We start from the raw sequence: 26,842 nt of genomic DNA, 5'->3' as shown, positions 1-26,842 counted from the left end.
GGGATGAGCGCGCACCGGCACGAGGCGACCGACTGGGACGACGCCCGGCGGCGCGCCGCCGAGGCGGTCGCGATGGGACCGGTCGTCGAGGTCCCGCTCCTCGCCGCACGCGGAGCGGTGCTCGCCGGACCCGTCGCGACGACCCGTCCGCTCCCGCACTACGACTCGTCGGCGATGGACGGCTGGGCGGTGCGCGGCGCGGGACCGTGGCGGCTCGAGGACGGGGTCGCCGCTCCGATCGTCACCGGCGGCGTCGTGCCGGACTGGTGCGACGCGGTCGTGCCCACCGAGCAGGGCCGCGTCGACGACGGCCTGCTCTCGAGCTCGGCGGTCCTGCCGCACGGGCGCCACGTGCGCCGCGCCGGGGACGAGGCCGCGCCCGGGACGGTGCTGGTCGGAGCCGGCACCCGCCTCACTCCTGCCCACCTCGCGCTGCTCGCGGTCGCGGGCGTCGACCGCATCGGCGTGCGTCGTCCGTGCCTCGTCGACCTCCTCCTCACCGGCGACGAGATCGACACCGAGGGGGCGCCCGCGGCCGGGCGGGTCCGCGACGCGTTCACCCCGCTCCTCCCCTCGTTCGTCGAGGGCGTCGGCGGAGCGGTGGGCGAGGTCGACCGGCTGCGCGACGACGACCACGCGATCGCCGCGCGGCTCTCGGCGGGGACGGCGCCGATCCGTCTGACGACCGGCGGGACCGGGCGCTCGCGGGCGGACGCCGTGCGGCGAGCACTGACCCTCGCAGGAGCCACGGTGCTGGTCGACGGCGTCGACATGCGTCCCGGTCACCCGACGATGCTCGCGGTGCTGCCAGGAGGCGCGCTCGTGATCGCGCTGCCGGGCAACCCCCTCGCGGCGCTGCTCGCCGCGCTGTCGTTCCTGCCCCCGGCGCTCGACGCCGCGGCCGGAGCGACGCCGCGCGTCCCCGGCACCGGAACACTGGGCGAGCCGCTCGGCAGGCCGTCGACGACGGTGCTCGTCCCCGTCTCGCGCGGCGAGGGCGGCTGGCGGGCCGCGGCGGGCATCCGCTCGCACATGCTCACGGGGCTCGCGGCCTCGGAGGCCGTCGCGGTGGTGCCGGCCGGCGGCGCGCAGGCCGGCGACCCGGTCCGCCTCCTGCCGCTGCCCTGGTAGCGGTCAGGCGACGGGCTCGAGCCGGACGACGACCGACTTCGACGTGGGCGTGCCGCTGATCCTGGCGGTCGAGTCGAGCGGCACCAGCACATTGGTCTCGGGGTAGTAGGCGGCCGCGCAGCCGCGCGCGGGTGTCGTAGGCGACGGTCCGGAACTCCGGTGCGCGGCGCTCGACGCCGTCCTCCCACTCCGACACGAGGTCGACCATCGCGCCGTCGGCGATGCCGAGCGCGGCGAGATCCGAGGCGTTCACGAAGACCACGCGCCGCCCGCCGTGGATGCCGCGGTAGCGGTCGTCGCGGCCGTAGATCGTGGTGTTGAACTGGTCGTGCGAGCGCAGGGTCTGCAGCAGCAGCCGTCCCTCGGGCACGCGGGGGTACTCGAGCGGGTTCGCGGTGAAGCGCGCCCGGCCGGTCGCCGTCTCGAAGCGGCGCTCGTCGCGCGGCGGATGCGGGAGGACGAAGCCGCCGGGGGCGCTCACCCGCGCTTCGAAGTCCTCGAATCCGGGGACGACGTTCGCGATGTGCCCGCGGATGAGGCGGTAGTCCTCGCGCAGTGCCGCCCAGTCGACGACCGGGGCGTTCTCGCGACCCGCGAGCAGCCGCTCCGCGATCCCGGTGAGGATCGCCACCTCGGAGCGCAGGTGCTCGCTCGGCGGAGCGAGGCGACCGCGCGAGGCGTGCACGGCGCTCATCGAGTCCTCGACCGTGACCCGCTGCTCCCCGTGGCACGGACGTCCGCGTCGGTGCGGCCGAGCGTCGGCAGGATCAGTGCCCGGCGCCCGGTGACGACGTGCGAGCGGTTCAGCTTGGTCGACACGTGCACGGTGAGCGCGAGCGAGCGCATCGCCGCCTCGGTCACGGCGGTGTCGGGGGTGGCGCGCGCGAAGTTGCCGCCGAGTCCCATGAAGACCCGCGCCGCTCCGTCGCGCATGGCGCGGATCGCCGCGACGGTGTCGGTGCCGTGCTTCCGCGGCGACGAGAACGAGAACTCCGCGTCGAGCCGGTCGTGGAAGACGTCCGGCATCCGCTCGAAGATGCCCATCGTGCGGTCGCCCTGCACGTTGGAGTGGCCGCGGACGGGGCAGACGCCCGCGCCGGGCTTGCCGATGCTGCCGGTGAGCAGCAGCACGTTCACGACGTCCTTGAGCGTGGCGACGGAGTGGCGGTGCTGGGTGAGTCCCATCGCCCAGCAGACGATCGTGCCCTCGGACGCGGCGATCAGCTCGGCGATCGCGCGGATCCGCGCCTCGTCGATCCCGCTGCCGACCTCGATCTCGGACCACTCGGCGCCGCGCAGCTCGTCGAGGTAGGCCTCGAGCCCGTCGGTGCTCTGCTCGATGAACGCGCGGTCGAACACCCCGCCGCGCAACTCCTCGAGGTCGAGCAGCGCCTTGCCGAAGCCCTGGAACAGGGCCTGGTCACCGCCGAGCCGGACCTGCAGGAAGTGGTCGGCGAGGGCGGTGCCTCCGCCGATCGTGCCGCGCACGGTCTGCGGGTTGTCGAAGCGGAGCAGTCCCGCCTCGGGCAGCGGGTTGATCGCCACGATCGTGCTACCGGCCCGCTTCGCGCGCTCGAGCGAGGTGAGCATGCGCGGGTGGTTCGTGCCCGGGTTCTGCCCGGCGACGATGATCAGCGGCGCGCGCTCGATGTCGCGGAGGCTGACCGACCCTTGCCGATGCCGATCGTCTCGGTCAGCGCGGACCCGCTGGACTCGTGGCACATGTTCGAGCAGTCGGGGAGGTTGTTGGTGCCGAAGCCGCGCACCAGCAGCTGGTAGACGAAAGCGGCCTCGTTGGAGGTGCGGCCGGAGGTGTAGAAGATCGCCTCGTCCGGGCTCGCGCAGGCGCGCAGCTCCTCGGCGACGAGGTCGAGCGCCTGGTCCCAGCCGATCGGGCGGTAGTGGGTCGCGCCCTCCTCGAGCAGCATCGGCTCGGTGAGGCGGCCCTGCTGGCCGAGGGCGAAGTCGTCCCAGGTCTCGAGCTCGGCGAGCGAGTGCTGCGCGAAGAAGGCCGGGGTGACGGTGCGGAGGGTCGCCTCCTCGGCCACCGCCTTCGCCCCGTTCTCGCAGAACTCGGCGACGTGGCGCTTGTCGGCCTCGGGCCAGGCGCACCCGGGGCAGTCGAAGCCGGTCTTCTGGTTCACGCGGAGCAACGTCTCGGCGCTGCGCAGCGGACCCATCTGCTTCATCGAGATCTGCAGGGCGTGCGCGACTCCGGGGATGCCGACCGCACGGTGCTTGCGGGCGCCGACCGTGAGGCCTCGCTCGTCGATCGGAGTCTCTCGGGGTGCGGCGTCATCGACCATCCCTGCATGCTACGTCGCGCAGCCGGGGATCGGAGGGGCGCCCCGGTGTCGCGCGGCCGGTGCGAGGATGGACAGCACCGCTCGAAGAGGAGACCGACATGAGCCGCGCGAGCACGAGGACCCGACTGACCGCCGTCCGACTCGCGGAGCCGGACCGCCGCCGAGAGGACGTGCTCGCGGTCGAGGAGCCGCTCGAGATCCGCGTGGGGGGCCGCCGGTTCAGCGTGACGATGCGCACCCCGGGCGAGGACTTCGATCTGGTCGCGGGCTTCCTGGTCTCGGAGGGGTGCTCACCGCGACCGACCAGCTCGCGGCGCTGCGCTACTGCGCCAGCGGCTCGGGTCCGGGCGAGAACACGTACAACGTCGTCGATGCGACCGTGCGCGGCGGGCGCGCGGCGGTGCTCCTGGAGCGGGAGCGATCGGTGTACACGAGCAGCTCGTGCGGAGTCTGCGGGCTCGCGTCGCTGGACGCGGTGACGACGGAGTCGGCGTGGACCGTCGACGAGGACGGGGTGGCGGCCTCGTCGGAGCTGATCGCATCGCTCCCGGATCGGCTGCGCGAGGCGCAAGCCCTCTTCGAGCGGACCGGCGGGGTGCACGCGGCGGGGCTGTTCGAGGCCGACGGCACGCTGCTCTGCCTCCGCGAGGACGTGGGTCGGCACAACGCGGTCGACAAGGTGGTGGGCTGGGGGCTGCGCGAGGGCGGCTCCCGCTGCGCGGGACGCTGCTGCAGGTGTCGGGGCGCGCGTCGTTCGAGCTGGTGCAGAAGGCCGTGATGGCGGGGATCCCGCTGCTCGCGGCGGTCGGGGCGCCGTCGTCGCTGGCGGTGGACCTGGCGCGGCGGGCGGGTCTCACGCTGATCGGCTTCAGCCGCGGATCCGGCTTCAACGTCTACTCGGGCGAGGAGCGGGTGCGGGAGGGGTGAGCGGCGACCGCCGTCCGGCGGCGGCGGGTCTCTGAGGAGAAGTCACCGCACGGGTGGCTGCAGCCTGCTGATCGAGGAGGCCGCGCAGCGGGCGTATCGAGATCCACCATCAGCAGAGGACCTGACCTCAGCGCGGGGCTGCTGGCGGACGGGGGTCTCGATACGCCCCTGCGGGGCTGCTCGACCAGCAGGAGTCGTGCGGGGCTACTCGTCCAGCACGGGAGACGGTGCGCCGAAGTACGACGTCTCCCGGCTCAGGCGGACAGGAACTTCACGGCGACCGGGGCGAACGTCTCCCAGTACTGGAAGATCCCGCCGTGGCCGGAGTTCGGGTAGATGACGAGCTCGGACCCGGCGATGCGCCTGTGCAGATCGCGGGACAGCACCGACGGCACCATGCGGTCGTTGTCGCCGTTGGCGATGAGGGTCGGCTGGGTGATGATCGAGAGGTCCGACGGGGCGGAGCGGCCGAACCGCTGGATCGCCTTGAGCTGGGTGGTGAAGGCCTTGTTGCTGATCTTCTCGTCGCGATCCACCGTGCGCTCCTTCAGGCGTCCGACGAACTCCTTCGCCGCCTTCTTGCCGGCGGCGTCGCGGTTGAAGAAGAGGAACTCCTTGATGTCGGAGCGGGCGAGGACCGAGCGGACGAGGTCGTAGTAGGTGACTCCCACGACCTTGTCCATGTCCTTCCCGCCGCGCGGGCCGGTGCCGGTGAGCACCAGCCTGCGCACCAGCTCGGGGTGCTTCACGACGACGTCCTGGGCGATCATGCCGCCCATCGAGAACGAGAAGATGTCGATCGTGTCGTAGCCGAGGCCGCGGATGAAGGCGTACGCATCGTCGGCCGCCTCCTCGATCGTGCCCGGAACGGTGCCGCCGGACGCGCCGACGCCCTGCTGGTCGAAGGTGATCACGCGGCGGTTCTGGGCGATCGCATCGACGATGCGCGGGTCCCAGTTGTCGAGGGTCGCGGCCAGGTGCACGAAGAAGACGACGGGGACCGTCTCCTCCGGGCCGAGCTCGCGGTACGCGAAGGTCTTGCCGTGCGTGGTGATGCTCTTCGCGGGGGCGAGTGCGTAGGACGTGATGACGGGGTCTGCGGCGCTCATGGTGGGTGCTCCTTCTGGAACGGTCGCGCGGGGAGGGGTGGGGGTCAGAGGCCGAGGACGACGGTCTTGCCGCGGGCGCGGGACGAGTGCAGCGACTCCATCGCGGCGGGCGTCTCGTGGAAGGGGAACGTCGCTCCGACGACCGGGCGCAGGGCCCCGGCGTCGACGAGCTCGGTGATCCGGTCCAGCTGCTCGCCGCTGGCGCGCATGAAGAGGAACTCGTAGCCCACCCCCAGGTTCTTCGCCTGCCCGCGGATCTTGCGGCTGAGAGCGGCGACCGCGAGGCGCAGCACCGGGTTCATGCCGCTCGCCTTCGCGAAGGCGGGGTCGGGCGGGCCGGAGACGCCGACGGCCCTCCCCCCGCGCCGGAGGACCCGGAGCGACTTCTCGAGATTCTCGCCGCCGAGACTGTCGAGCACGAGGTCGTACCCGGAGAGCTCCTGCTCGAAGTCCTGCGAGCGGTAGTCGAGGACGACGTCGGCACCCAGCTCCCGGACGAAGTCGGCGTTGGCGGCGGAGGCCGTCGTCGCGACATGCGCGCCGAGGTGCTTCGCGAGCTGGATCGCGATGCTGCCCAGGCCTCCGGAGCCGGCGTGGATCAGCACCTTCTGACCGGGCTGGACCCGCCCCTCTCGACGAGCGCCTGCCAGGCGGTCAGCGCGACCAGGGGCAGGGAGGCGGCGTCGACGGCGCTGATCGAGGACGGGGCGCGGGCCACGTCGGCCTCGTCGATCGCGATCCGCTCGGCGAAGGTGCCGATGCGGTGGTCGCGGGGGCGGGCGTAGACGTTGTCGCCGACCTGCACCCGGCGCACCTCGGCACCCACGCGCAGGACCGTGCCGGCGACGTCGTGCCCGAGGACGAACGGCGTCTTGTACGGGAGGAGCGTCGTGAACTCCCCCGCCCGGATCTTCTCGTCGAGCTGGTTGAGGCCGGCGGCCGCGACCTGCACGAGGACGTCGCGGGGGCCGACCACGGGCTCGGCGACGTCGGTCTCGTGGAGGGGCTGCTTGTAGGCGTCGAGGACGAATGCTCGCATGGGGGGTGTCTCCTGGTGAGGTGTGCGGGTCGCGGATCAGCGGCGGAGGAAGGTCCGGACGGCGTCGAGGACGGCGAGCCGGTTCTGGGGCACCGCTCCGTGGCCGGAGTCGGAGAAGACGATCACGAGAGCGTCGTCGAAGCGGCGGCGCAGCGGTTCGGTGTTCTCGGGCGGGACCATGCGGTCGGCATCGCCGTGCAGGATCAGCGCGGGCTGGGGGAACGTGCGTCCGGGTGCCGGCTGCCCGCCCCAGCGCTTCACCGCCTGCAGCTGGGCGCGGAGGACACCGAGCGGGACCGGACGGTCGCGGTCGGCCCGACGGCGCTTCAGCCGCGCGTCGTGCTCGACCGCCGCCCGGCGGCCGACCGGAGTGCGGGTGAAGAAGAGCAGAGCCGTGGGGTCGGTGGCGGTCAGCGCCCCTCGCAGGATGGTGCGGACCATCACGCCGGTCATCCGGGTGAGGCCCGGCCCGCCCTCCGGGCCGGTCGACGCGAGGACCACGCGGTCGACGAGGGCCGGTGCCCGCTCGAGGACCGCCTGGGCGACCATCCCGCCCATCGACTGGCCGAAGAGGTCGATCCGCTCGAGCCCCAGCGCCCCGACCGCGGCGATGAGGTCGTCGGCCGCCTCCTCGAAGGACCGTCGCACCCCGCCGCCCGAGCCGCCGACCCCGCGGTACCCGATCAGCAGGACCCGGCGCTCGGCGGCCAGCGGGTCGACGACCTCCGGGTCCCAGCTGTCGAGATCGGCGCCGAGGCGGGTGAGGGCGACGAGCGGAGGCACTCCGTCGCGGGCGGTGCCGAGGTCGCGGTACACGACGTCCTCGCCGCGCACGCGCAGTCGGCGCGTCGGTGCACCGAGGAAGGACGCCCGTCCCGCCTCCGCGTTCGATGACCCTGCCATGTCGATCCGGTCTCCTGTCCGATCCGGCGGCGGGAGGTGCTCCTCCCCGCTCATCCGAGTAGACTCAAGCATGAGCACACTCAGTAATTTTGTCAACGAGGAGTCGCATGGGTTCGGAGGAGAAGCCGCCGGGCCGTCGTGAGCGGGCGAAGGAGGACAAGCAGCGCCGCATCGAGCAGGCGGCGCGCGCGCTCTTCGCCGAGCGGGGAGTGGGCGGAGTGACCACCCAGCAGATCGCCGACCGCGCCGACGTGGCGATCGGCACGCTCTACCTCTACGCCGCGACGAAGGCCGAGCTGCTGGTCATGGTGCAGAACCGGAAGTTCGGAGCGGCCATCGACGACGGGCTCGCCGCCGCCCGGGCGCCGGCGAGTGACGCCCTCGAGAGGGTCCTCGCCCTGATCACGCCCGTCGTCGCCTGCGTCCGCGAGCATCCGGAGAACGGGCGGATCTATCTGCACGAGCTCGTGTCCGGCGACCCGGAGGAGGAGCACCGCCGCGAAGGCCTGGCCCTGTCGCAGCGGCTCGAGGAGGGGTGGGCGGCATCCTGCGCCTGGACAGCAGGATCGACCGGCTCGATGCGGCGATCCGCGCCCGCGTGATCACGTCCGTCATCCACGTGACGACGACGGCGACCCTCCACCTCGGCGATCCGCTGCCGACCCTCCTCGCGCACCTCCGCCGCCAGATCGCCGTCGTGGTGCCGGGCCGGGGCGAGGGAGAACGGGTCGGAGCGCCCTGACGCGGAGGTGGGACGGACGCGGTCCCTCGTCGACGCGGGCCGCGAGCAGGGCGGAGCACCCCGGGCGTGGGCGGGTCTCGATACGCCCCTTCAGGGCTCCGCGACCAGCAGCTGGAACCGAGGTCGGGCCTGCGGACAAGAGCTGGTAACGCGGATGACGGCACTCTCGGACACGGGGGTCTCGATACGCCCCACGGGGCTACTCGACCAGCGAGGGGGCGAGGCGACCGACATCAGGAAGCGGACGGGCGAAGCCCCGTCCCCCACCGACCAGCCGCCACGCGCAGAGGGCCGCGACCCGGAATCGCGTGCCAGCGATTCAGGGCAGCCCGACGCACCCCGCTCCTGGGAACGCGACCACTTCGGAAGCCGACCGCGGGTCGTCTAGCGGCCCGCTAGACGACCGATAAGGACTGCCGGGCGATCTCGAGTTCCTCGTTGGTGGGGATGACGAGGACGGCGACGCGGGAGTCGTCGGTCGAGATGCGGCGGGCTCCGCGGTCGCGGGCCGCGTTGCGCTCGGGGTCGAGCTCGATGCCGAGGCCCTCGAGGCCGCGGAGGGCGCCGGCGCGGACCGCGGGGACGTTCTCGCCGACTCCGGCGGTGAAGACGATCGCGTCGACGCGGCCGAGCTGGGCGTAGTACGCGCCGATGTAGTGGCGGAGGCGGTGGTAGTAGACCTCGAGGGCGGCGGCGGCCTTCTCGTCGCCGGCCTCCGACGCCTCCTGCACGTCGCGCATGTCTCCGCGGCCGGAGAGGCCCAGGAGGCCGCTGCGGCGGTTGAGGACCGCGTCGAGCTCGTCGATCGAGAGGCCCGCCTTGCGGGCGAGGTGGAAGACGACCGCCGGGTCGAGGTCACCGGAGCGAGTGCCCATGACGAGCCCCTCGAGCGGGGTCATGCCCATGGAGGTCTCGACCGAGGCTCCGCCGTCGACCGCGCAGACCGACGCGCCGTTCCCGAGGTGGAGGACGATCGTCCTGAGATCGGAGCGGCGGCGGCCGAGGTAGGCGGCGGCGGCCTCGGACACGAACTTGTGCGACGTGCCGTGGAAGCCGTAGCGGCGGATGCGGTGCTTGTCGGCGAGCTCGGCCGGGATCGCGTACGTCGAGGCCTCGGGCGGCAGGGTGTGGTGGAACGCGGTGTCGAAGACGGCGACGTGCGGCACGTCGGGGAACGCCTTCTGCGCGGCCTCGATGCCCTCGAGGTTCGCCGGGTTGTGCAGGGGGGCGAGGTCGGAGAGGTCCTCGATGTTGATCTTGACGAGGTCGGTGACGACCGTCGCCTCGTAGAAGCGCTTGCCGCCGTGCACGACGCGGTGCCCGACCGCGACGGGCGGGAACTCCGACAGGCTCGGCCCGTTCTCGTCGAAGGCGCGGATCATGGCGTCGAAGCCGGCCGTGTGGTCCGGGATCGGACCCTCGATCTCGATGCTCTCGCCGTCGCGGGTGTGCTTCGTGCGACCCGTCTCCTCGCCGATCCGCTCGACGAGGCCGCTCGCGAGCGTCTCCTCCGTCGTCATCTCGATGAGCTGGTACTTGAACGACGACGAACCGCTGTTGACGACGAGGACGACGGACATGAGGGGACTCCTGGGGGTCGGGGTCGGAGGGGCGGCGACGCGGGTGGCGTCAGCGCACGACGGGGATGGCGGAGGTGGGCGGCACGATCGCCTGCGTCGCGGCCTGGATGGCCGTGATCGCGACGGTGTTGACGATGTCCTGGACGAGGGCGCCGCGGCTGAGGTCGTTGACGGGCTTGCGGAGGCCCTGCAGGACGGGGCCGATCGCGACGGCTCCGGCCGAGCGCTGGACCGCCTTGTAGGTGTTGTTGCCCGTGTTGAGGTCCGGGAAGATGAACACGGTGGCGCGGCCGGCGACCTGCGAGCCGGGCATCTTCGAGGCGGCGACGGCGGCGTCGGCTGCCGCGTCGTACTGGATCGGACCCTCGACCAGCAGGTCGGGACGGCGCTCGCGCACCAGCGCCGTCGCGGCGCGCACCTTCTCGACGTCGGCCCCGGCCCCGCTCTCGCCGGTGGAGTACGAGAGCATCGCGATGCGCGGATCGATGCCGAACTGCTGCGCGGTCTCGGCCGAGGAGATCGCGATGTCGGCCAGCTGCGCCTCGGTGGGATCGGGGTTCACCGCGCAGTCGCCGTAGACGAGCACGCGGTCGGCGAGCGCCATCAGGAACACGCTCGAGACCACCGAGACGCCGGGGCTGGTCTTGATGATCTCGAAACCGGGGCGGATGGTGTGCGCCGTCGTGTGCGCGGCGCCCGAGACCATGCCGTCGGCGAGGCCGAGCTGCACCATCATCGTGCCGAAGTACGAGACGTCGGTGACGGTGTCGAAGGCGTGGTCGTAGGTGATGCCCTTGTGCGCGCGGATGCGGGCGTACTCCTCGGCGAACCGCGCGCGGTGCTCGGGGTCGAGGACGCTGAGCACGCGTGCGCCGTCGATGTCGACGCCGAGGCCCGCGGCCCGGCCGCGCACCTCCGACTCCTCCCCCAGGATCGTCAGGCGCGCGATGCCGCGCTTGAGCACGGTGGCCGCGGCGCGCAGGATGCGGTCGTCGCCGCCCTCGGGCAGCACGATGTGGCGGTCGGCGATGCGGGCGCGCTCGATGAGCCCGTACTCGAACATGAGCGGCGTGACGACGTCGGACCGGCCCACGTCGAGGAGGGTCAGCAGCTCGACCGCGTCGATCGCCTCCTCGACGAGCGCGAGGGAGGTGTCGCGCTTGCGCGGCGAGTCGGCGGCGAGGCGCCCGCGGGCGGCCGTGACGCGCACGGCGGTGTCGTACGTGCCGAGCTCGGTCATGATGATCGGCAGCGGGGTGTCGACGCCCTCGATCAGGCGGACGATCGGCTCGGGCAGCTCGAAGCCGCCGTTGAGGATGATCGCCGAGACGGTCGGGAAGTTGCCGGAGGCGTGCGCCATGATCACCGCGAGCACGACCTCGGGCCGGTCGCCCGGGACGATGACGACGCCGCCCTCCATGAGGCGCGGGAGCACGTTGACCATCGACATGCCGGCGACGACGACGCCGAGCGCCTCGCGGCCGAGCAGCTCGGGGTCGCCGGCGACGACGACCCCGTCGACCGCCTCGACGAGCCGGGACACGCTGGGGGCGACGAGGAACGGATCCTCGCGGATGGCCCAGACGGGGACGCCCGCGGGCAGTCCCCCGCGGATCGCCTCGACGGCGGCGGGGGCGGTGGCGGGATCGGCGCGGTTGGCGATGACTCCGATGAGCGTGGCGTGCGCGGTGCGCAGTTCGACCGCGGCGAGCTCGGTGATCTGCCGCATCTCCTCCGGGGTGCGCGCGGGCGCCTGGCCCAGCTGCTCGCTCCGGGACACGTCGCGCCCGGTGAGGACCAGCAGGACGGGGGCCCCGAGGTTGGCGGCGATGCGGGCGTTGTAGCCCAGCTCGGTGGGGCTGCCGACGTCGGTGTAGTCGGAGCCGAGGATCACGACGGCGTCGCACTGCGCCTCGACGCCCTTGTAGCGCTCGACGATGCGCGAGAGGGCGGCCTCGCCGTCGGCGTGCACGTCCTCGTAGGTGACGCCGATGCAGTCGTCGTAGGCGAGACCTGAGTCGGAGTGGCCGAGCAGCATCTCGAGCACGTAGTCGGGCTCGGAGGTGGAGCGGGCGATGGGGCGGAAGACGCCCACCCGCTGCACCTGGCTGCTGAGCATGTCGAGGACGCCGAGGGCGACCGTGGACTTGCCGGAGTGACCTTCAGCGGACGAGATGTAGATGCTCTGGACCATCGGAGCCACCCTACCGACGGGGCCCGCGGCGAGACTGGGCAGTCGCTCCAGGATGGGAGAGCGTGCACGCGGGGCGGGCTGGGGAGGAGCCGTGCGGTCCCGTTAACGGAGGAAGACCCCCGCGCACCCGCCAGAGCCCGGTTACCCTTGCTGCGTTTCCGCCCTGGGGGAGTTGGCCTGGATGGCGCCACGCGGGGAGCCGGGAGACAGTCTAACCCGATCCGCGGGAGGTGACGAGCGCCCCGTGGTCTGCAGCGGGCCTCGGTTCCGTGTAGTGTGCATGAGGTCGCGATCACGGTCGCGCCTGGAGGATTCGCCTAGTGGCCTATGGCGCACGCTTGGAAAGCGTGTTGGGTGAAAGCCCTCGGGGTTCGAATCCCCCATCCTCCGCCGAACGGTGTCCGTCGCTCTCGCCAGCACGGGCACCGTTCTCCTTCCCGCGGGGACCGGTGGCGAGGGTCGGAACCGCGTCGGCGGTCGATACGCGTCAACGGGCGACGCGGATCAGCGGGCGATGCGGACGAGCCACTCCTCGAGCAGCATCCGCTCGGCGTCGCTCAGCACGTCGACCGTGCCCAGCGCCGCGCGCAGGGCGACCGCGTGGGCGACGAGGGCGCGGGCCGCGGGATCGGTCGGTCCCGCCTCCGACGTCGTGATGGCCGCGAGGACCGCATCGCGGGAACGCGAGGACAGGTCGTCGTCGCCGTCGTGGCCGGCGGTGAGCGTCAGAGTGCAGCCGAGGGCCGCCGACTGGAGCAGCCGGGCGGCGTGCTCGACATCGACGGTGAGCCGTCCGGCCTCCGCGACGGCGCGGACGTGCGCGAGCAGCGCACCGCGGGACAGGCGCGCCGCCTCCGACTCCTCCCCGGCCGGGCGGTGAACATCAGGGCGTAGACGTGCGGCTGCGCGAGTCCGAAGGCGACGTGCTGGTCCCAGGCGGCGCGGAGTGCGTCGACGGGATCCTCCGGGGCGTCGCCGCGCTCGAACTCGGCCAGGGCGTCGGCGACGCCCGCGGCGACGACGGAGTCGAGCAGTCCGCGGAGGTCGCCGAAGGTGCGGTAGATGGTGGGCGCCTGGACGCCGGCCGCCGAGCTGATCGCGCGGGTCGAGACGGCGTCGCGGCCCCCCTCGGCCAGCAGCTCGGCGGTCGCCCGGAGGATGCGGTCTCGGGTGCTGAGGCTCTCGGTCACGAGGAGTGACGCTAACACGCGGGCGTTGGCGGGGTCCTCCGGCGCGGGTCGATCTCGATACGCGCGCTGCGCGCGCTCCTCGATCAGCAGGTGGTGCCCGCAGGGCCGCCACCCCTGGAGGGGCGCCCGCAGGGCCGCCGCCCGCCCTCGTCGAGGCGCCCACAGGGCCGCCGCCGCTGACGGGGTCGGCTGCAAGGCGGACGAGGAAGCGATACCGGCGGTATCGCGACCGAGGACAACGCCGCAGACGGCCCCGTCAGCGGCGGCGGCGGCCCCGTCAGCGGCGGCGGCGGGCGGTGCCGAAGATGCCTCGGACGACCTCGCGGAGCAGGGTCTTGCCGACCGAGGACTCGAGGACCTGTTCGACGACGCCCTTGTCGGCGCGGGAGGTGCGGCTGCGGGTCGTCGGCGCGGTGCGGCGGCGGGTGCGCTCGGCAGCGGCGTCGGCGCGGCGCTCGGCGGCCTCGCGCTCCTTCTCGCGGCGGGCCTGCTCCTTCGCGAGGCGGGCCTCCTCCTCGGCGCGCTCCTCGGCGGCGAGGCGCTCCTCCTCCGCGTCGGCGGCGGCGTCGAGCCGACGGGTGAGGATCTCGCGGGCGGAGTCGCGGTCGAGCGCGGTGCCGTAGCGCGCGAGCAGCGGGGAGCGCTGCACGCTCGCCTCCCGCTCCGACTCCGGGGTCGGCGACATCGAGCCCTGCGGAGCGCGCAGACGCGTCCAGGCTACCGGGGTGGGGGCTCCGCGCTCGTTCATGACCGTCACGATCGCCTCGCCGATCGGCAGGGCCTGGAGCGTCTCGCCGAGGTCGTAGTCCGACTCCGGGTACGTGGACACGGTGGCTCTCAGCGCCTTCGCGTCGTCGGGGGTGTGGGAGCGCAGCTGGTGCTGGATGCGCGAGCCGAGCTGCGCGAGGACGTCGCCCGGGACGTCCTTGGGCGTCTGCGTGACGAAGACGATGCCGACCCCCTTCGAGCGGATGAGGCGCACGGTCTGGGTGATCGCCGCGAGGAAGTCCTTCGACGCGTCGCGGAAGAGCAGGTGCGCCTCGTCGAAGAAGAAGACGAGCTTCGGGCGGTCGAGGTCGCCCACCTCGGGCAGGTCGTTGAAGAGGTCGGCGAGCAGCCACATCAGGAACGTCGAGAAGAGCGCGGGCCGGTCCGCGACTCCGGGGACCTCGAGCAGGCTCACGACGCCGCGGCCGTCGGCGGTGGTGCGGAGGAACTCGGCGGTGTCGATCTCGGGCTCGCCGAAGAACACGTCGGCGCCCTGGTCGGCGAACGCGATGAGCTCGCGGAGGATGACGCCCGCGGTGGCCTTGGACAGACCGCCCAGCTCGGCGAGCTCCCCCTTGCCCTCGTCGCCGACGAGGTAGGTGAGCACGGCGCGCAGGTCCGAGAGGTCGACGAGCGGGAGGCCCTCGCCCTCGGCGTAGTGGAAGACGAGGCCGAGGCTCGACTCCTGGGTCGCGTTCAGACCCAGGACCTTCGACAGCAGCAGCGGGCCGAAGCCGGTGACGGTCGCGCGCACGGGGATGCCCGTGCCGATGCCGCCCAGGGCGAAGAACTCGGCGGGAGACGCGTCCGCCCGCCACTCCTGGCCGATGGTTCGGGTGCGGGCGAGGAGCTTCTCGTCGGCGGTGCCGGGGGTCGCGAGACCCGAGAGGTCGCCCTTGATGTCGGCGGCGAACACCGGGACTCCGGCGGCCGAGAGCTGCTCGGCGAGGACCTGCAGCGTCTTGGTCTTGCCGGTGCCGGTCGCGCCCACGACGAGACCGTGGCGGTTGAGCATGCCGAGCGGCAGGCGGACGGGGACGTCGGGACGGGCCTCGCCGTTGACGAGGGCGCCGAGCTCGAGGACCGGGCCGGCGAAGGCGTAGCCGGCGCGGACGGCGTCGACGGACGATTCGGCGAGGGGGCCCGGGGCCGCCGGAGCCGCCTCGGGAGCCGCGTCGCCCTGCACCGCCTCGACGAGCCGGACGTCGTCGACGACCGCGCTCGCCTCCTCCGGACCCGAGACGGCGCCCAGAGCCGCGGCGGCCGCCTCGGCGCGCTCGAGGGCCCGAGCCGCCTCGGCCTGCAGTGCGCGGGCGGCCTCGAGTGCCGCTCGCGCCTCGTCCCTCGCCGAGGCGAGCCCGTCGTCGTTGGTCATGCGCTCAGCCTAGGGTCGCGTGTCCTCGCGGACGTGCCAGGCCTGGCCGTACCCGCCCTCCTCGATCGGGCGCGCCATCAGCTCGAGGAACGGAGCCGCGTCGAACGCCTCGGGACCGAGCACCCCCGCGCCCGACCAGGCGCCGGTGGCGAGCATCTCGGAGGGCCACGACGGGGTTCAGCGCCGTCTGCCAGACCACGCACTGGGCGCCGTACTCGGCCATCGTCCACTCGTTGTCGCTCACGTGGTAGAGGTACACCTCGCGGTGGGCGCCGTCCTTCGTGCCGCTGACCCACAGGCCCGCGCAGGTCTTGCCGGTCATGCGGGGGCCGATGCCCGCGGGGTCGGGCAGTGCGGCCGCGACCACGTCGCGCGGAGCGACCATCACGGGGCCCTCCGAGGAGCGCACCCGAATCGGCTCGACGCCGTCCAGGCCCAGCAGGTGCAGAGTGCGCAGGACGCCGATGAACTGCTCGCCGAGCCCGTACTTGAAGGTGACCCGCTTCGCCTCGAGCCAGCGCGGCATGAGGAGCACCTCCTCGTGCTCGACGTTGACGCACTCGACGGGGCCGATGCCCTCGGGGAACTCGAACACCTCGGGCTCGGAGAAGGGCGGCGTGGTGAACCAGCCCCGTCCCTCCTCGTAGACCACCGGCGGGTTCAGGCACTCCTCGATCGTCGTCCAGATCGAGAAGGAGGAGCGAAGACCTCGGCCCCGCTCTCGTCGCGCACCACGAGGTTCGCCCCGTCGCGCACGCCCAGCTCGTCGATCTCGTCGAAGAGGTGGTCGGAGGCGTAGCGGGCGAAGACGTCCGAGAGGCCGGGCTCGACGCCCATGCCGACGAGGGCGAGCCGCCCGCGCGACTCCCACTCCCCCGCCGCCTCGAACTGCTCGTCGCCGAGCTTGACCCCCGTCTGCGCGTGCGGCTCGTCGGGGTGCGGGCGCGACAGGCTCATGGCCATGTCGACGTAGTCCGCTCCGGCGGCGAGCGCTCCGGCGAAGATCGTCGGCACGAATTTGGGCTCGACGGCGTTCATCACGTGGGTGGCGCCGTGAGCGCGCGCCACGGTCTCGACGCTCTCGGCGTCGGAGGCGTCGATGCGGGCGGCGACGAAGCGGTCCTCGACTCCCTCGACGCCGTGGCGCTCGGCGATCCAGGCGACGGTGCGCTCGGCCCGGGCGAGCTCGTAGTCGCAGACGATGACCTGCTCGAAGAAGGTGCGACGGGCGGCGATCCGGGCGAAGGCGTCGCCGACGCCGCCGGCGCCGACTAGGAGGATTCTCATGCCCCCACCGTAGCGACGGATCGCGTCGTCCACCACGTCGATGGCCGCTGAGAACATCGCTGAGGCGGCCCGTGGGCCACCGATTCCGTCACTCCGGCGCCCCCGCACCCCGCTCGAGCAGGCGGATGAAGCGCGACAGCCGCTCGAGCCCGACGAGCGAGGTGGGCAGCGAGGCGGCGAGCGCCGGCGAGTGCACGAGGTAGGCCGCCCACTTCGCGCGGGAGATCGCCACGTTCAGCCGATTGGACAGGAGGAGGAACTCGAGCCCGCGCGGGACGTCGGCGCCCGAGGACGCCGCGAGGGAGACGATCGCGACCACCGCCTCGCGTCCCTGGAAGAGATCGACGGTGCCCACGGCCGTCTCGTCGAGCCCCGCCGCGTCGAGGGCGGCGCGCAGCAGACCGCCCTGCGCGTTGTAGGGCGCGACCACGATCACATCGGCCGCGGTGAGGCTCCGCTCGCCGTGCTCGTCGACCCAGGTGCGGCCGATCATCGACCGGGCGATCTCGACGACGCGACGGGCCTCGTCGGGCGAGGACGTGGTGTCGCCGGCGTGCACGACCGGGACGGAGTGCAGGCCCGGCCTGACGCCCTCGAGGCGGCGCTCCTCCGGCGCCCGCGACGTCAGGGCGCCCTCGTAGGACAGCTCGGACACGGCGGCGGCGAGCTCGGGGTGCATCCGGTAGGTCTGCGCGAGGAAGTAGCCGTACTCGGCGGGCAGCACGTCGTGGCCGTCGGCCAGCCAGCCGAGCGCCGACTCGTCCACCGGCTCCGGGTGCGAGCCCTGGCTGACCTGGGGCAGCTGCTGCGGATCGCCGAGGAGCAGGAGGCGCTCGGCCGCGAGCGCGCTCGCGATCGTGGGCGCGAGCGAGAACTGGCCCGCCTCGTCGACGACGAGCAGGTCGAGGAGCGGCGGGGCACCGTGCCCGCGTTCGCGAAGGTCCACGCGGTGCCGCCGACGACGCAGCCGCCACCCTCGGCGAGCACCGCGGCGAGCGCCGCTCCGTTCTTCACGGGCGCCCAGGCGACCGCCTCGAGCGCCTCGGCCGAGGTGCCGTTCTTGGGCACCTTGGCGACGCGCGACGGATCGACTCCTCGGCCCACGACCGCCGTGAGCACGTTCTCGACGACGGAGTGGGACTGACCCACGACGCCGACGCGCCAGCCGTGCTCGCGCACGAGGTGGGCGATGACGTGCGAGCCGACGTAGGTCTTGCCGGTGCCGGGCGGGCCCTGCACCGCGAGGGTGGCCCGGTCGAGCCCGAGCAGGGTCTCGACGACGGCACCGATCACGTCGTCGCCGTCGACCGGGGCGACCGCGGCGGGCGGCCTCCGACGCAGCACGTCGAGCGCGGGATCGGGCAGGAGCTCAGGCAGCGCGTCGAGCACCTCGCGGCCCCACTCCGCGATCGCCTCGGGCTGCGGGGCCGCCCGAGGCGGCGGCGCGGGCGCCAGCGCGACGGGGGTGTCGTCGTGCGGGTCCTCCCCCGCCCTCAGCCCCTCCTTGAGCAGGAGGACGATGCGCTCGCCGTCGTCGTCGACCGCGAGGATCTCGGACCGGTCGGACGCGCCGCGCAGCCCGGGTCCGGGCGACGGCGCTCCGGGCGGCGGCGGGGCGTCGTAGACGAGGTAGGGCGAGGATCCGGTGCCGAGCCTGCTCCCCGGCGCGAGTCGGCCGAGGATCCGCAGCTCGCGCGACTGCGTGCGCGCCTTCGGGAGCTTCGACCAGTCGCGGACGACCTCGACCCGGTCGATCATCACGACGTCGCGGACGTCGGCCCATTCGTCGAGGGGCTGGCGGAGGCGGTCGAAGTGCTCCTGCCAGAAGGTCTTGGCCTCGCGGCGGTGGTAGTCGATCGCCGCGCCCGCGAGGGCCAGGGCGGTCTGGTCGGCCGTCCGCTCCACGGCTCGACGCCCGCCACCTGCTCGAGCAGGGCGACGGCCGTCGGATCGGGCTCGCGCGGAACCGGGAGGTCGACCTCGACGAGCGGCAGGGGCTCGTCGCGGGGCGGCGCGAGCGACAGCAGCCAGTCGCGCAGGCGCAGGGTGGAGCGGCAGTCGTAGGCGTTGTACTCGGCGACGAGATCGAGCTCGCGCTGACCCTTCACGGGGTCGTCGGCGAACGCGGCGCGCGCCTTCACGTAGACGTCGATGCTGTCGGCCGCGTTCGTCACTCCGGACGCGTCGCGCTGCTCGGACCCCATGTAGAGAGGCTCGAGCTTCTTGATGGAGTAGCTGCGCGAGCCCACCCGGAGCCCCCGCCGCACCACCGGGTAGAGGTCGACGAGCACGCCGTCGCGCAGCAGCTGGTCGACCTCCTCCTCGCCGACGCCGTGGCGCAGGGCGAGCGAGAGCAGGTGCGTGCGCTCGTAGGACGCGTAGTGGTAGACGTGCATCCGGGGGTAGCGGGAGCGGCGCTCGCGCAGGAACGCGAGGAAGTCGACGAGCGCCCGCCGCTCGGCGCCGAGGTCGTGCGCCCAGAAGGCCGTGAACCCCTCCTGGTCGTCGACCATGCCGAACAGGTAGTCGAGGCCCCACTCGCGGTTGTCCTCGGTGTGCAGCGGGTCGCCCTCGAAGTCGAAGAAGAGGTCACCCGGGTCGGGAGCGGGCAGGGCGGCGAGCACGGAGGCGTCGACGACCTCGACGGCGGGCACCGGCGAGGACTCGGACAGCACCTGGAGGCGCGCCTGCGCCCGGAGGGCGTCGAGGGTGCCGGCCCCCATCCCCGGGACCGGGCTGTCGTGCTCGGCGAGCGCGTCGAGGGTCGAGACCCCGGCCGCCACCAGCTTCGCCCGCTGGTCGAGCCGCATCCCGGCGACGAGGATCGGATCGCGGTGCGCCTGCACCTCGGGAGCGCAGACGGGGCAGCGCCCGCAGGCCGCGTAGCGCGGGTCGCCCCAGGCGAGCGGCTCGTCGGCAGCCAGGCGCTCGTCCAGCACCGCGCGCAGGCGCGCCCGCTGCACGCGCTGGACCGGCGCGATGGACGCCAGCTCGTGGCTGGTGACCGTGCCGTCCCCGAGCACGAGGTGCACCTGCTCGCCGACGCGGATCCCGCGGGCGCTCATCTGCTCGGCGTAGGCGGCCAGCTGAAGCAGCGCCGGGATCTTGGCGTGCCGGGCGAGCTTGGTGTCGTAGACCTCGTACGCGCCGTCGGCGGTGCGGAGGAGGAAGTCGGAGAAGCCGATGAACGCGCCGTCGAAGAACGTGGCCTGGAACAGGACGTCGACCCCGGCGCGCATCGCCTCGACGGCGGCGTCGGCCGCGGCCGTGTACCCCGCGGGCTCGGGCCGCTCGAACTCGAGGACGTCGTGGGTCCGCTTCAGCTCGGCCAGGAAGCGGTGCTCGTGCTCGTCGCCGAGGACGGCGGTGCGGTCGAGCATCGCGTCGACCACGGGGTCCAGCCGCGGCGACCGGCCCAGCATCGCGTCGAAGCGCCGGAGCACCGCCCACTCGCAGGCCGCCCAGTTCGAGAGGTCGGTGGGGCTCGTGACCACGCGGCCGGCCTCCAGGTACATGCGACTCCCTCCGTGCCGCCGGGCGGCGGACGCCTCCAGGCTAGGGCGACCCTCCGACACCGGGTCGTGGGAGGGTGGACGGGTGACCAGGACGCGCTTCGAGATCATCCCGTCCGACGACATCGCCGAGCGGGCCCGCCGCGCGTTCGCCGAGCCGCCCGCGATCACCCTGACCGTCACGAGCCTCCCGCAGCACGGCACCGAGCGGACGCTGGACGCGGCCGTCGAGCTCGCCGCACTCGGCTTCCGGGTGGTTCCGCATCTCGCCGCGCGCAACGTCGAAGGGCGCCCGGCCCTCGAGCGGGCGCTCGGCCGGCTCGGCGACAGCGGCATCGACGAGGTGTTCGTCGTGTCGGGTGACGCGAAGAAGGCGAGCGGGACCTACTCGACGAGCCTGGAGCTCCTCCGCGACGCCGTCGAGATCACGCCTGACCTGGCCGTCGGCATCGCCGGGTACCCGGAGGGGCACCCGCACCTCTCGGACGAGAGCATCCTGACGCACCTGCGCGAGCGGGCGCCCTTCCTCCGCTCGATCGTCACGCAGATGTGCTTCGACGTCGACGCCGTGGTGCGCTACGCCGAGCTTCTCCGGGCGGAGGGCATCGAGGCGGAGCTGTGGGCCGGGGTGCCGGGACCGGTCGAGCGGGCGAAGCTGCTGAGCCTGGGCGCAAGGATCGGCGTGGGCTCCTCGCTGGGGTTCCTGAAGCGGAGCACCTCGGTGGCGGGCGGCCTGCTGCGCGGCCGGCGGTTCGATCCCACCGCCTTCGTCTCCTGACTCGAGGAGGCCGCGGGCGACCGGCTCCACGGGCTGCACGTCTACACGTTCAACGAGCTCGACGGGCTCGCGCCGCTCGGCTCCTGACCAGGACCTGTTGAACACGATCTCGCGAGCTCCGCTCGGCCTGATCGCACGATCTGCGGCGTCGGAACCCTCGGTCGATGCCCGCATCGACCTTCGGCTTCCTCCTTGCAGCTCGCACGACCAGGCCGTGCTCGCGACGGCGATCTCGTGTTCAACAGGCCCTAGCGCACGTCCGAGCGCTTGACCCAGATCGGCGGATGCGGCAGCTCGCTCTCGCTGCGCAGGCGCCCGGCGAGCGGGGCCCAGACGACGAGCGCGACTCCGACGCCCAGGAGCAGGCCGCCGATGGTGTCGCTCAGCCAGTGCGCGCCGAGGTACGTGCGGCTGGCCATCATGGCGACGGAGTAGAGGAAGCCCGCGATCCAGACCCAGACCAGCGGGAAGACCAGCGCGAGCACCATCGCGGTCGTCGCCGCGTTCGCCGTGTGGCCGGAGGGGAACGAGCCGTAGTCGCTCGTGACCAGCATGTCCTCGGGGCGGGCGCGGCCGACGAGCTCCTTGACGAGCTGCGTCAGGCCGACGCTGACCAGGGCGGCGACGGCGTAGTACAGCGCGGCCCAGCGCCTGCGGAACACGAGCAGGACGGCGACGATGGCCAGCGGGATGATCGCCGTGCCGGTGATGCCCGCGCCGACCGTGTTCATGACGAGGGCCGGGATGTCCCAGACGTTCGAGCGGTGCTCGACGATCTCGTCCATCCACTCGACGTCGAAGCCGAAGGCGGTGGTCGGGCGGTAGGCGATCATGATCGCCAGGATCACCGTGAGGAGCAGGGCGATCGACGCCGAGATGAGCGGCCAGCGACGCGAGACGCGGTGCGCGACCTCCTGCGTGAGGACCTTGGTCGCCGCGGGATCGGCGGACGGGGCGGACGTCCCCATCCGCTCGCGCTGCACCGCATCGGGGCTCGCGGAGGCGGGCTCGGTCGTCGATCGGTTCTCGCGGTTCACCATCCCGACATCCTCCCCCGCCGGACGTTCACGTGCAGGGGCTTGCGCGCGGGGCGCGGAGCCGCCGCGTCAGTCCTGCAGCGCCGCCACGGTGCGCGGCCGCACGATCAGCCAGAGCGCCAGGATCGAGATCCCCGCGGTCGTCATCATCACCAGCGCCATCGGGATCGCGGAGGAGGCACCGAAGATCCCCGAGATCGGCGAGAGGATCCCCGCCATGCCGAAGTTCACGGCGCCCAGCAGCGACGCCGCGGTGCCCGCCTCCTTGCCGTGGTTCACGAGTCCGAGCACCTGCACGCACGGGAAGCTGAAGCCGCACGACGCGATGAAGAGCCACAGCGGCACCAGCGTGCCCCAGAGTCCGAAGCCGAGCGCGTCGAAGAGCGCGATGAGCCCGGCGGTGGTGAACAGCGAGATCGTGGTGATCGCGAGGATCCACTGCGGGCCGACGCGGCGGCTGAGCCGCGAGGACGCCTGGACGCCCACGACCACTCCGAGCGAGTTGACGGCGAAGAGCAGGCCGTACTGCTGCGGATCGAAGCCGTAGAGGCCCTGGAACAGGAAGGCCGAGCTGGAGAGGTAGGTGAAGAGGCCGGCGAAGGTCATGCCGCCGATGAGCGCCACTCCCACGAACTGGCGGTCGCCGAGCACGGAGCGGTAGCGCTGCAGCAGCGAGCGGCGGTCGCGGTCGCCCCGGGCGGTGCGGGGGCGGGTCTCGACGATGAGGAGGGCGACGGCGATCATCACGACGAGGCCGTAGGCGGCGAGGAACACGAACACGCCGCGCCAGTCCATGACCAGCAGCAGCTGCGAGCCGATCACCGGGGCGAGCACGGGCGCCAGGCCCGAGACCAGCGCCAGGCGGGAGAGCATCAGGACCAGCGGACGCCCGCCGAAGAGGTCGCGGACCATCGCCATCGCCACGACACCGCCGGCCGCTGCTCCCGCGCCCATCAGCACGCGGAACACGCCGAGCCAGACGATGTCGGGGGCGAACGCGGCGCCGATGCAGGTGAGCACGTGCACCGCGGTGGCGAGGATCAGCGGCAGGCGCCGGCCGACCGCGTCGCTCCACGGGCCGACGATCAGCTGGCCGAGGGCGAAGCCGAGCGTCGTGCCCGTCAGCGTCAGCTGCACCGCCGCCTCCGACACGTTCAGCTCGTCCTGCAGCACCGGGAAGGCGGGGAGGTAGAGGTCGATCGTGAACGGCCCGAGCGCGGTGAGCGCTCCCAGGACGATGACGTAGACGAGGCGCTGACGGGTGGTCAGAGCGTCGCCGGGGTGGCGGTGGACGGGGACGGAGCCGGTGGGCGTCGGGGCGACGGTGGTCACGGAGGCCTTCCTGCGCGAGGCGCGGGGAGCGGGGCGGAATCGTGCGGGAGCGGCGCCGGAACGGCCGCGAGGAGCGGCGCGGGATGCTCGCATCCCTGCACCGCTCCTCACGCTAACCGCCGCGGGCGCTCCTGCACTCACCCTCGATCGAATTGATTCGACTATCAGTTCATCCGGGGACGTGATCGACGGGGCTCGACGCCGTGAGCGCTCTCATCCGACCCGCAGCAGTGCGACCCCCTGGGGTGCCAGCGTGACGGAGTCGGCGCGCTCGCCGGACAGCACGTCGACTCCTGCGATCGGCACGACGGCGTCGGAGCGGCCGTGGTTGATCGCGAAGACGAGCGCGCCGCGGCGCACGAGCTCCACTCCCTCGATCGGCTCGGCGACGACGCCCTCCACGCCCGCGTCGGCGAGCGCGCGCTCGACGACGGTGCCCAGGAGCTCGGGCGCGGGCCAGGTGGCGACGTACCAGGCGGATCCGCCGCCGGTCGTCTCGCGCCGCGTGATCGCCGGCCAGCCGTCGAGGTCGTCGGTGAAGCGCGCGAGCACCTCGGCGCCCTCGGCGTGCAGGTACTCGCGCCAGCGGGTGACGACGCCCTCCAGCGAACCGGTGACCGTCGAGTCGGGCAGCTCGTCCGAGAAGGCGTCGGCGGAGGCGAGCGGAGCGAACTCCTCGACGCGCACGCCGAGCGTCGACTGCAGCGCGCCGAGGTAGCCGCCCTCGGTGATGTGCGCGTCCTCGTCGGTGATGCCGCTCTGGAACGTCGTGACGAGGTGCCCGCCGCCCTCCGCGTACGCGGCGAGGCCGGCCAGATCCTCGGCCCGGGCCGCGAAGAGTGCGGGCGCGACGACGAGGTCGTAGCCGTCGAACGGCCCGGAGGCGCGCACGAAGTCGACCGTGACGTGACGGCGGGTGAACTCGCGGTGCCACGCGGTGACGTGCGCGGCGTAGTCGATCGCTCCCGGAGTCGCGTCCTGCTCGATCGACCACCAGCTGTCCCAGTCGAAGACGATCGCGACGCGGGACTCCACCTCGGTCCCGAGGATCTCGTCGAGGCGGCCGAGCTCGGCGCCCAGCTCCTCGACCTCGCGGAACACGCGGGTCTCGGGGCCGCCGTGCGGCACGAGCCCCGAGTGGAACTTCTCGGCGCCGGCGCGCGACTGCCGCCACTGGAAGAAGAGGATGCCGTCGGCTCCGCGGCCCAGCACCTGGTAGCTCCAGGCGCGCATCTGCCCGGGCTTCTTCGGCGCGTTGCTGCGGCGCCAGTTGACGGCGCTGGTGGCCTGCTCCATCAGCAGCCACGGGCGGCCCTCGCCGAGCGAGCGCATGAGGTCTCGCGCGACCGCGGCGGTGAAGGGCGCCTCCGGGTCGGCGGGATCGGGGTAGAGGTCGTCGGACACGACGTCGACGTGCGGGGCCCAGGCCCAGTAGTCGACGGGCTTGAAGAGCCCCATGAAGTTCGTGGTGATCGGAGTCTCGGGCGAGTACTCGCGCAGGATCTCCTTCTCGGCCAGGTAGCACTCGAGCAGCTGGCGGGAGGAGAAGCGGTCGAAGTCCAGGCGCTGGGTCGGGTTGGGCAGCGTCGGCATCGCCGCGGGAGGCCGCACCTCCTCGAAGCTCGAGTAGCGCTGCGACCAGAAGGCGGTGCCCCAGGCCTCGTTGAGCGCCTCGATGCTGCCGTACTTCGCGCTCAGCCACTCGCGGAACGCGAGGACCGCCGACTCGGAGTAGTCGTGCGAGACGTGGCAGCCGTACTCGTTGCCGATGTGCCACATCTCGAGCGCGGGGTGGCCGGCGTAGCGCTCGGCCAGCTTGCGCACCAGGCGCGCGGCGTAGCGGCGGTAGACGGGCGAGGACGGCGCGTACTGCTGGCGCGAGCCGACTCCGAGGACCACTCCGTCGGCGGTGACGGGCAGCATCTCGGGGTGCTCGTGGCTCAGCCACGGCGGCGGGGACGCGGTGGCGGTGGCGAGGTCGACGCGCACGCCGCCGGTGTGCAGGCCGTCGAGGACCTCGTCGAGCCAGGCGAAGTCGAACTCGCCGTCGCGCGGCTCCAGGTGCGCCCACGAGAAGACGCCCACCGTCGCGAGATTCACGCCGGCGCGGTTCATCAGTGTCACGTCCTCGGGCCACACCTCCTTCGGCCACTGCTCGGGGTTGTAGTCGCCTCCGTAGCGAACGGGCATGTGCTCTCTCCTTCGACCGCCGCAGCGGTGGTGCGGGCCGGGGCGCCGACGGTGGTGCCCGGTCCCGGTGGTTCTCCAGCAGGGTAAACGCTTACCGCCACCCTGCCCAAGCCCCGGCCGTCACGGGCCGAGCGGATGCAGCGGCGCGGCCAGCGGATTGGCGAGCAGGTGCTCGAACGCCAGCTCGGCCGCTCCGATCATCAGCAGGTCGCCGCCGAGCTCGGTGCGCGCGATGCGGACGGAGTCCAGCGCCACCCGGAACGGCCCGCCGTGCGTCAGGCGCTCCTCGAGGAACCCCGGCGCCACGCCGACGAGGGCGCCGAGGAACCCGCCGAGCACGACCAGCTGCGGGTTGAAGATGTTGACGACGTTGCGCAGCGCCACCGCGAGGTGGCCGAGCTGGCGCTCGACCTCGGCGCGGACGGCCGGGTCGTCGGAGGCGGCGAGCGCCTCCTCCAGCCGCTCGCTCTCCTCCAGGCCCAGCACGCGCAGCAGCTCGGCGCGGCCGACCTCGGTCTCGAGGCAGCCGACGGCGCCGCAGTGGCAGTCGACCCCCGCGCTGTTGACGAGGGTGTGGCCGATCTCGCCCGCGTAGCCGTCGATGCCGTGCAGCGGGGCGCCTCCGACGATCACGCCGGCGCCGACGCCGCTCGCGCCGCCGTTGAGGTAGATCAGGTGCGAGACGTCGCGGCCGGCGCCGAGCACGCTCTCGGCCAGCGCACCGAGGTTGGCGTCGTTGGCCGAGAGGACGGGCAGTCCGGTCGCGTCGGCGAGCATCCGCGAGAACGGCTCGTCGCTCCAGCCCAGGTGCGGGCCGGTGCGGACGAGACCGTCGGCGTCGCGGACGAGGCCGGGAACCGCAACTCCGATGCCGACCGTCCGGGCGTCGGCGGGCAGCTCGGCGCGCAGCTCGGCGATCGCGTCCGCGGCGAGCGCGGCCGCCGCCTCGGCGGTCGGCACGATCGCGGTGCGGCGGAGGCGGCGGCGCACCTCGGCGTCGAAGCCGACCACGGCGACCGTCACGGCGTCGATCTCTGGGTTCACGGCGAAAGCGACCACCCGCGGGTCGGCCTCGACGATCGGGCTCGGCCGCCCCACTTGATTGAGCGTGTCGGGATCGCGCTCGCGCACGATGCCCAGCTCCACCAGCTCGCCCACGAGCGCGGCGATCGTGGACCGGTTGAGCCCGGTGGCCCGCGTCAGCTGCGAGCGCGAGCGGGGGCCGCCGCGGTGCACGAGGCGCAGGATCGCGGCCAGGTTGTGGCGTCGGACCCGGTCGAGAGTGTTGCCGCGCGTCGCGTGATCGGGCATTCCGCGGTCTCCTCTGGTCTCGCATCAGCCTATCGGCGGCTCTCGGCACCCCCGCCGCGCGCATCGCAGCCGTCGGCCGCGCGCATCGTCAGCTGAGAGGAGGGGATGACCGCTGTCAGGCGATATCCCCT

General features: G+C 73.0%; 19 protein-coding genes, 1 tRNA gene, 1 other RNA gene and 3 pseudogenes. 8 read left to right on the top strand and 16 right to left on the bottom strand.

The window, feature by feature from the left end; translation table 11 throughout:
• Positions 1-3 precede the first annotated feature (3 nt).
• Entirely contained in the window at positions 4-1,131 is a 1,128-nt protein-coding gene (locus tag AC0CII_RS23010; protein WP_465226327.1) for a molybdopterin molybdotransferase MoeA, read from the top strand.
• A gap of 3 nt (positions 1,132-1,134) precedes the next feature.
• Here AC0CII_RS23010 and AC0CII_RS23005 read toward each other — a convergent pair.
• A pseudogene (locus AC0CII_RS23005) lies at positions 1,135-3,437 on the bottom strand (FdhF/YdeP family oxidoreductase).
• Positions 3,438-3,535: 98 nt separating this feature from the next.
• Here AC0CII_RS23005 and AC0CII_RS23000 point away from each other — a divergent pair.
• From AC0CII_RS23000 to AC0CII_RS22990, 3 genes are read left to right on the top strand one after another with little or no spacing between them, the layout of a single operon-like run.
• Positions 3,536-3,916 carry a formate dehydrogenase accessory sulfurtransferase FdhD gene (locus AC0CII_RS23000; protein ID WP_465230725.1) on the top strand — a complete coding sequence of 127 codons (381 nt, stop codon included), beginning with the start codon at positions 3,536-3,538 and terminating at the stop codon, positions 3,914-3,916.
• Positions 3,817-4,215, top strand: coding sequence for a formate dehydrogenase accessory sulfurtransferase FdhD (locus AC0CII_RS22995; RefSeq protein WP_465230724.1), 399 nt, complete (start codon positions 3,817-3,819; stop codon positions 4,213-4,215). The genes AC0CII_RS23000 and AC0CII_RS22995 overlap by 100 nt, the downstream gene beginning before the upstream one ends.
• Positions 4,200-4,364, top strand: coding sequence for a formate dehydrogenase accessory sulfurtransferase FdhD (locus AC0CII_RS22990; RefSeq protein ID WP_465230723.1), 165 nt, complete (start codon positions 4,200-4,202; stop codon positions 4,362-4,364). Before AC0CII_RS22995 ends, AC0CII_RS22990 begins: the two co-directional genes overlap by 16 nt.
• Before the next feature lie 254 nt (positions 4,365-4,618).
• Here AC0CII_RS22990 and AC0CII_RS22985 read toward each other — a convergent pair whose 3' ends face one another.
• The 3 genes and pseudogenes from AC0CII_RS22985 to AC0CII_RS22975 all read right to left on the bottom strand — a co-directional run bounded on the left by AC0CII_RS22985 (position 4,619) and on the right by AC0CII_RS22975 (position 7,415).
• Entirely contained in the window at positions 4,619-5,473 is an 855-nt protein-coding gene (locus tag AC0CII_RS22985) for an alpha/beta fold hydrolase (RefSeq protein WP_465226330.1), read from the bottom strand.
• Positions 5,474-5,517: 44 nt separating this feature from the next.
• Positions 5,518-6,512, bottom strand: a pseudogene (locus AC0CII_RS22980) (NADP-dependent oxidoreductase).
• A gap of 36 nt (positions 6,513-6,548) precedes the next feature.
• A complete protein-coding gene (locus tag AC0CII_RS22975) occupies positions 6,549-7,415 on the bottom strand; it encodes an alpha/beta fold hydrolase (RefSeq protein WP_465226331.1) in 867 nt (288 codons plus the stop codon).
• Positions 7,416-7,522: 107 nt separating this feature from the next.
• Here AC0CII_RS22975 and AC0CII_RS22970 point away from each other — a divergent pair, with 107 nt between their 5' ends.
• Both AC0CII_RS22970 and AC0CII_RS22965 read left to right on the top strand, forming a co-directional pair.
• Positions 7,523-8,017 carry a TetR/AcrR family transcriptional regulator gene (locus tag AC0CII_RS22970; RefSeq protein WP_465230722.1) on the top strand — a complete coding sequence of 165 codons (495 nt, stop codon included), beginning with the start codon at positions 7,523-7,525 and terminating at the stop codon, positions 8,015-8,017.
• Positions 8,014-8,157 (top strand): hypothetical protein, encoded by a 144-nt coding sequence (locus AC0CII_RS22965; protein WP_465230721.1) that lies wholly within the window; start codon positions 8,014-8,016, stop codon positions 8,155-8,157. Before AC0CII_RS22970 ends, AC0CII_RS22965 begins: the two co-directional genes overlap by 4 nt.
• Positions 8,158-8,552: 395 nt before the next feature.
• Here the strand turns inward: AC0CII_RS22965 and AC0CII_RS22960 are convergent, their stop codons facing one another.
• From AC0CII_RS22960 to ffs, 3 genes are all read right to left on the bottom strand, one after another.
• Positions 8,553-9,737 carry an acetate/propionate family kinase gene (locus AC0CII_RS22960; RefSeq protein ID WP_465226333.1) on the bottom strand — a complete coding sequence of 395 codons (1,185 nt, stop codon included), beginning with the start codon at positions 9,735-9,737 and terminating at the stop codon, positions 8,553-8,555.
• Between the two features lie 49 nt (positions 9,738-9,786).
• Positions 9,787-11,931, bottom strand: coding sequence for a phosphate acetyltransferase (gene pta / locus AC0CII_RS22955; protein ID WP_465226334.1), 2,145 nt, complete (start codon positions 11,929-11,931; stop codon positions 9,787-9,789).
• Positions 11,932-12,043: 112 nt separating this feature from the next.
• An RNA gene (ffs, locus tag AC0CII_RS22950) (signal recognition particle sRNA small type) lies at positions 12,044-12,130 on the bottom strand.
• Positions 12,131-12,237: 107 nt separating this feature from the next.
• On the opposite strand from ffs, the gene AC0CII_RS22945 reads away from it, so the two are divergent.
• Positions 12,238-12,321: transfer RNA gene (locus tag AC0CII_RS22945), tRNA-Ser, on the top strand.
• A gap of 335 nt (positions 12,322-12,656) precedes the next feature.
• Here the strand turns inward: AC0CII_RS22945 and AC0CII_RS22940 are convergent.
• From AC0CII_RS22940 to AC0CII_RS22920, 5 genes and pseudogenes are all read right to left on the bottom strand, one after another.
• A complete protein-coding gene (locus AC0CII_RS22940; RefSeq protein WP_465231067.1) occupies positions 12,657-13,121 on the bottom strand; it encodes a TetR/AcrR family transcriptional regulator in 465 nt (154 codons plus the stop codon).
• Positions 13,122-13,398: 277 nt separating this feature from the next.
• A complete protein-coding gene (locus tag AC0CII_RS22935; RefSeq protein ID WP_465230720.1) occupies positions 13,399-15,264 on the bottom strand; it encodes a helicase HerA-like domain-containing protein in 1,866 nt (621 codons plus the stop codon).
• Positions 15,265-15,273: 9 nt separating this feature from the next.
• Positions 15,274-16,551, bottom strand: a pseudogene (locus tag AC0CII_RS22930) (saccharopine dehydrogenase family protein).
• 88 nt (positions 16,552-16,639) lie between these two features.
• Positions 16,640-17,275 carry a DEAD/DEAH box helicase gene (locus AC0CII_RS22925; protein WP_465230719.1) on the bottom strand — a complete coding sequence of 212 codons (636 nt, stop codon included), beginning with the start codon at positions 17,273-17,275 and terminating at the stop codon, positions 16,640-16,642.
• A gap of 1,033 nt (positions 17,276-18,308) precedes the next feature.
• Positions 18,309-20,066: a TM0106 family RecB-like putative nuclease gene (locus AC0CII_RS22920; protein WP_465230718.1), complete on the bottom strand. Its 1,758-nt coding sequence runs from the start codon at positions 20,064-20,066 to the stop codon at positions 18,309-18,311.
• A gap of 82 nt (positions 20,067-20,148) precedes the next feature.
• Here AC0CII_RS22920 and AC0CII_RS22915 point away from each other — a divergent pair, with 82 nt between their 5' ends.
• Complete coding sequence (locus AC0CII_RS22915; protein ID WP_465226338.1) at positions 20,149-20,841, top strand: methylenetetrahydrofolate reductase; 693 nt, start codon at positions 20,149-20,151, stop codon at positions 20,839-20,841.
• Between the two features lie 248 nt (positions 20,842-21,089).
• On the opposite strand, the gene AC0CII_RS22910 is transcribed toward AC0CII_RS22915, so the two are convergent.
• The 4 genes from AC0CII_RS22910 to AC0CII_RS22895 all read right to left on the bottom strand — a co-directional run bounded on the left by AC0CII_RS22910 (position 21,090) and on the right by AC0CII_RS22895 (position 26,711).
• On the bottom strand, positions 21,090-21,881 hold the full coding sequence (locus AC0CII_RS22910) for a phosphatase PAP2 family protein (protein ID WP_465226339.1): 792 nt from the start codon (positions 21,879-21,881) through the stop codon (positions 21,090-21,092).
• A gap of 66 nt (positions 21,882-21,947) precedes the next feature.
• Positions 21,948-23,303, bottom strand: coding sequence for a multidrug effflux MFS transporter (locus AC0CII_RS22905; protein ID WP_465226340.1), 1,356 nt, complete (start codon positions 23,301-23,303; stop codon positions 21,948-21,950).
• Between the two features lie 120 nt (positions 23,304-23,423).
• The gene (locus tag AC0CII_RS22900; RefSeq protein ID WP_465226341.1) at positions 23,424-25,400 is read right to left on the bottom strand and encodes a beta-galactosidase; all 1,977 of its coding nucleotides are present in this window, start codon (positions 25,398-25,400) and stop codon (positions 23,424-23,426) included.
• A 120-nt stretch (positions 25,401-25,520) separates the two neighbouring features.
• Complete coding sequence (locus tag AC0CII_RS22895) at positions 25,521-26,711, bottom strand: ROK family transcriptional regulator (RefSeq protein WP_207405240.1); 1,191 nt, start codon at positions 26,709-26,711, stop codon at positions 25,521-25,523.
• Positions 26,712-26,842 lie beyond the last annotated feature (131 nt).

The sequence above is a fragment of the Rathayibacter sp. AC182 genome (assembly GCF_979253875.1).
This window is presented reverse-complemented; position numbering and strand designations above follow the sequence as displayed.

What these genes read in the sequence shown, in the direction of transcription:
- AC0CII_RS23010 (WP_465226327.1), top strand. Translation starts at nt 4, where the DNA reads ATGAGCGCGCACCGGCACGAGGCGACCGACTGGGACGACGCCCGGCGG.
- AC0CII_RS23000 (WP_465230725.1), top strand. Translation starts at nt 3,536, where the DNA reads ATGAGCCGCGCGAGCACGAGGACCCGACTGACCGCCGTCCGACTCGCG.
- AC0CII_RS22985 (WP_465226330.1), bottom strand. Translation starts at nt 5,473, where the DNA reads ATGAGCGCCGCAGACCCCGTCATCACGTCCTACGCACTCGCCCCCGCG.
- AC0CII_RS22975 (WP_465226331.1), bottom strand. Translation starts at nt 7,415, where the DNA reads ATGGCAGGGTCATCGAACGCGGAGGCGGGACGGGCGTCCTTCCTCGGT.
- AC0CII_RS22970 (WP_465230722.1), top strand. Translation starts at nt 7,523, where the DNA reads ATGGGTTCGGAGGAGAAGCCGCCGGGCCGTCGTGAGCGGGCGAAGGAG.
- AC0CII_RS22960 (WP_465226333.1), bottom strand. Translation starts at nt 9,737, where the DNA reads ATGTCCGTCGTCCTCGTCGTCAACAGCGGTTCGTCGTCGTTCAAGTAC.
- pta (WP_465226334.1), bottom strand. Translation starts at nt 11,931, where the DNA reads ATGGTCCAGAGCATCTACATCTCGTCCGCTGAAGGTCACTCCGGCAAG.
- AC0CII_RS22935 (WP_465230720.1), bottom strand. Translation starts at nt 15,264, where the DNA reads ATGACCAACGACGACGGGCTCGCCTCGGCGAGGGACGAGGCGCGAGCG.
- AC0CII_RS22920 (WP_465230718.1), bottom strand. Translation starts at nt 20,066, where the DNA reads ATGTACCTGGAGGCCGGCCGCGTGGTCACGAGCCCCACCGACCTCTCG.
- AC0CII_RS22910 (WP_465226339.1), bottom strand. Translation starts at nt 21,881, where the DNA reads ATGGTGAACCGCGAGAACCGATCGACGACCGAGCCCGCCTCCGCGAGC.
- AC0CII_RS22905 (WP_465226340.1), bottom strand. Translation starts at nt 23,303, where the DNA reads ATGCGAGCATCCCGCGCCGCTCCTCGCGGCCGTTCCGGCGCCGCTCCC.
- AC0CII_RS22900 (WP_465226341.1), bottom strand. Translation starts at nt 25,400, where the DNA reads ATGCCCGTTCGCTACGGAGGCGACTACAACCCCGAGCAGTGGCCGAAG.
- AC0CII_RS22895 (WP_207405240.1), bottom strand. Translation starts at nt 26,711, where the DNA reads ATGCCCGATCACGCGACGCGCGGCAACACTCTCGACCGGGTCCGACGC.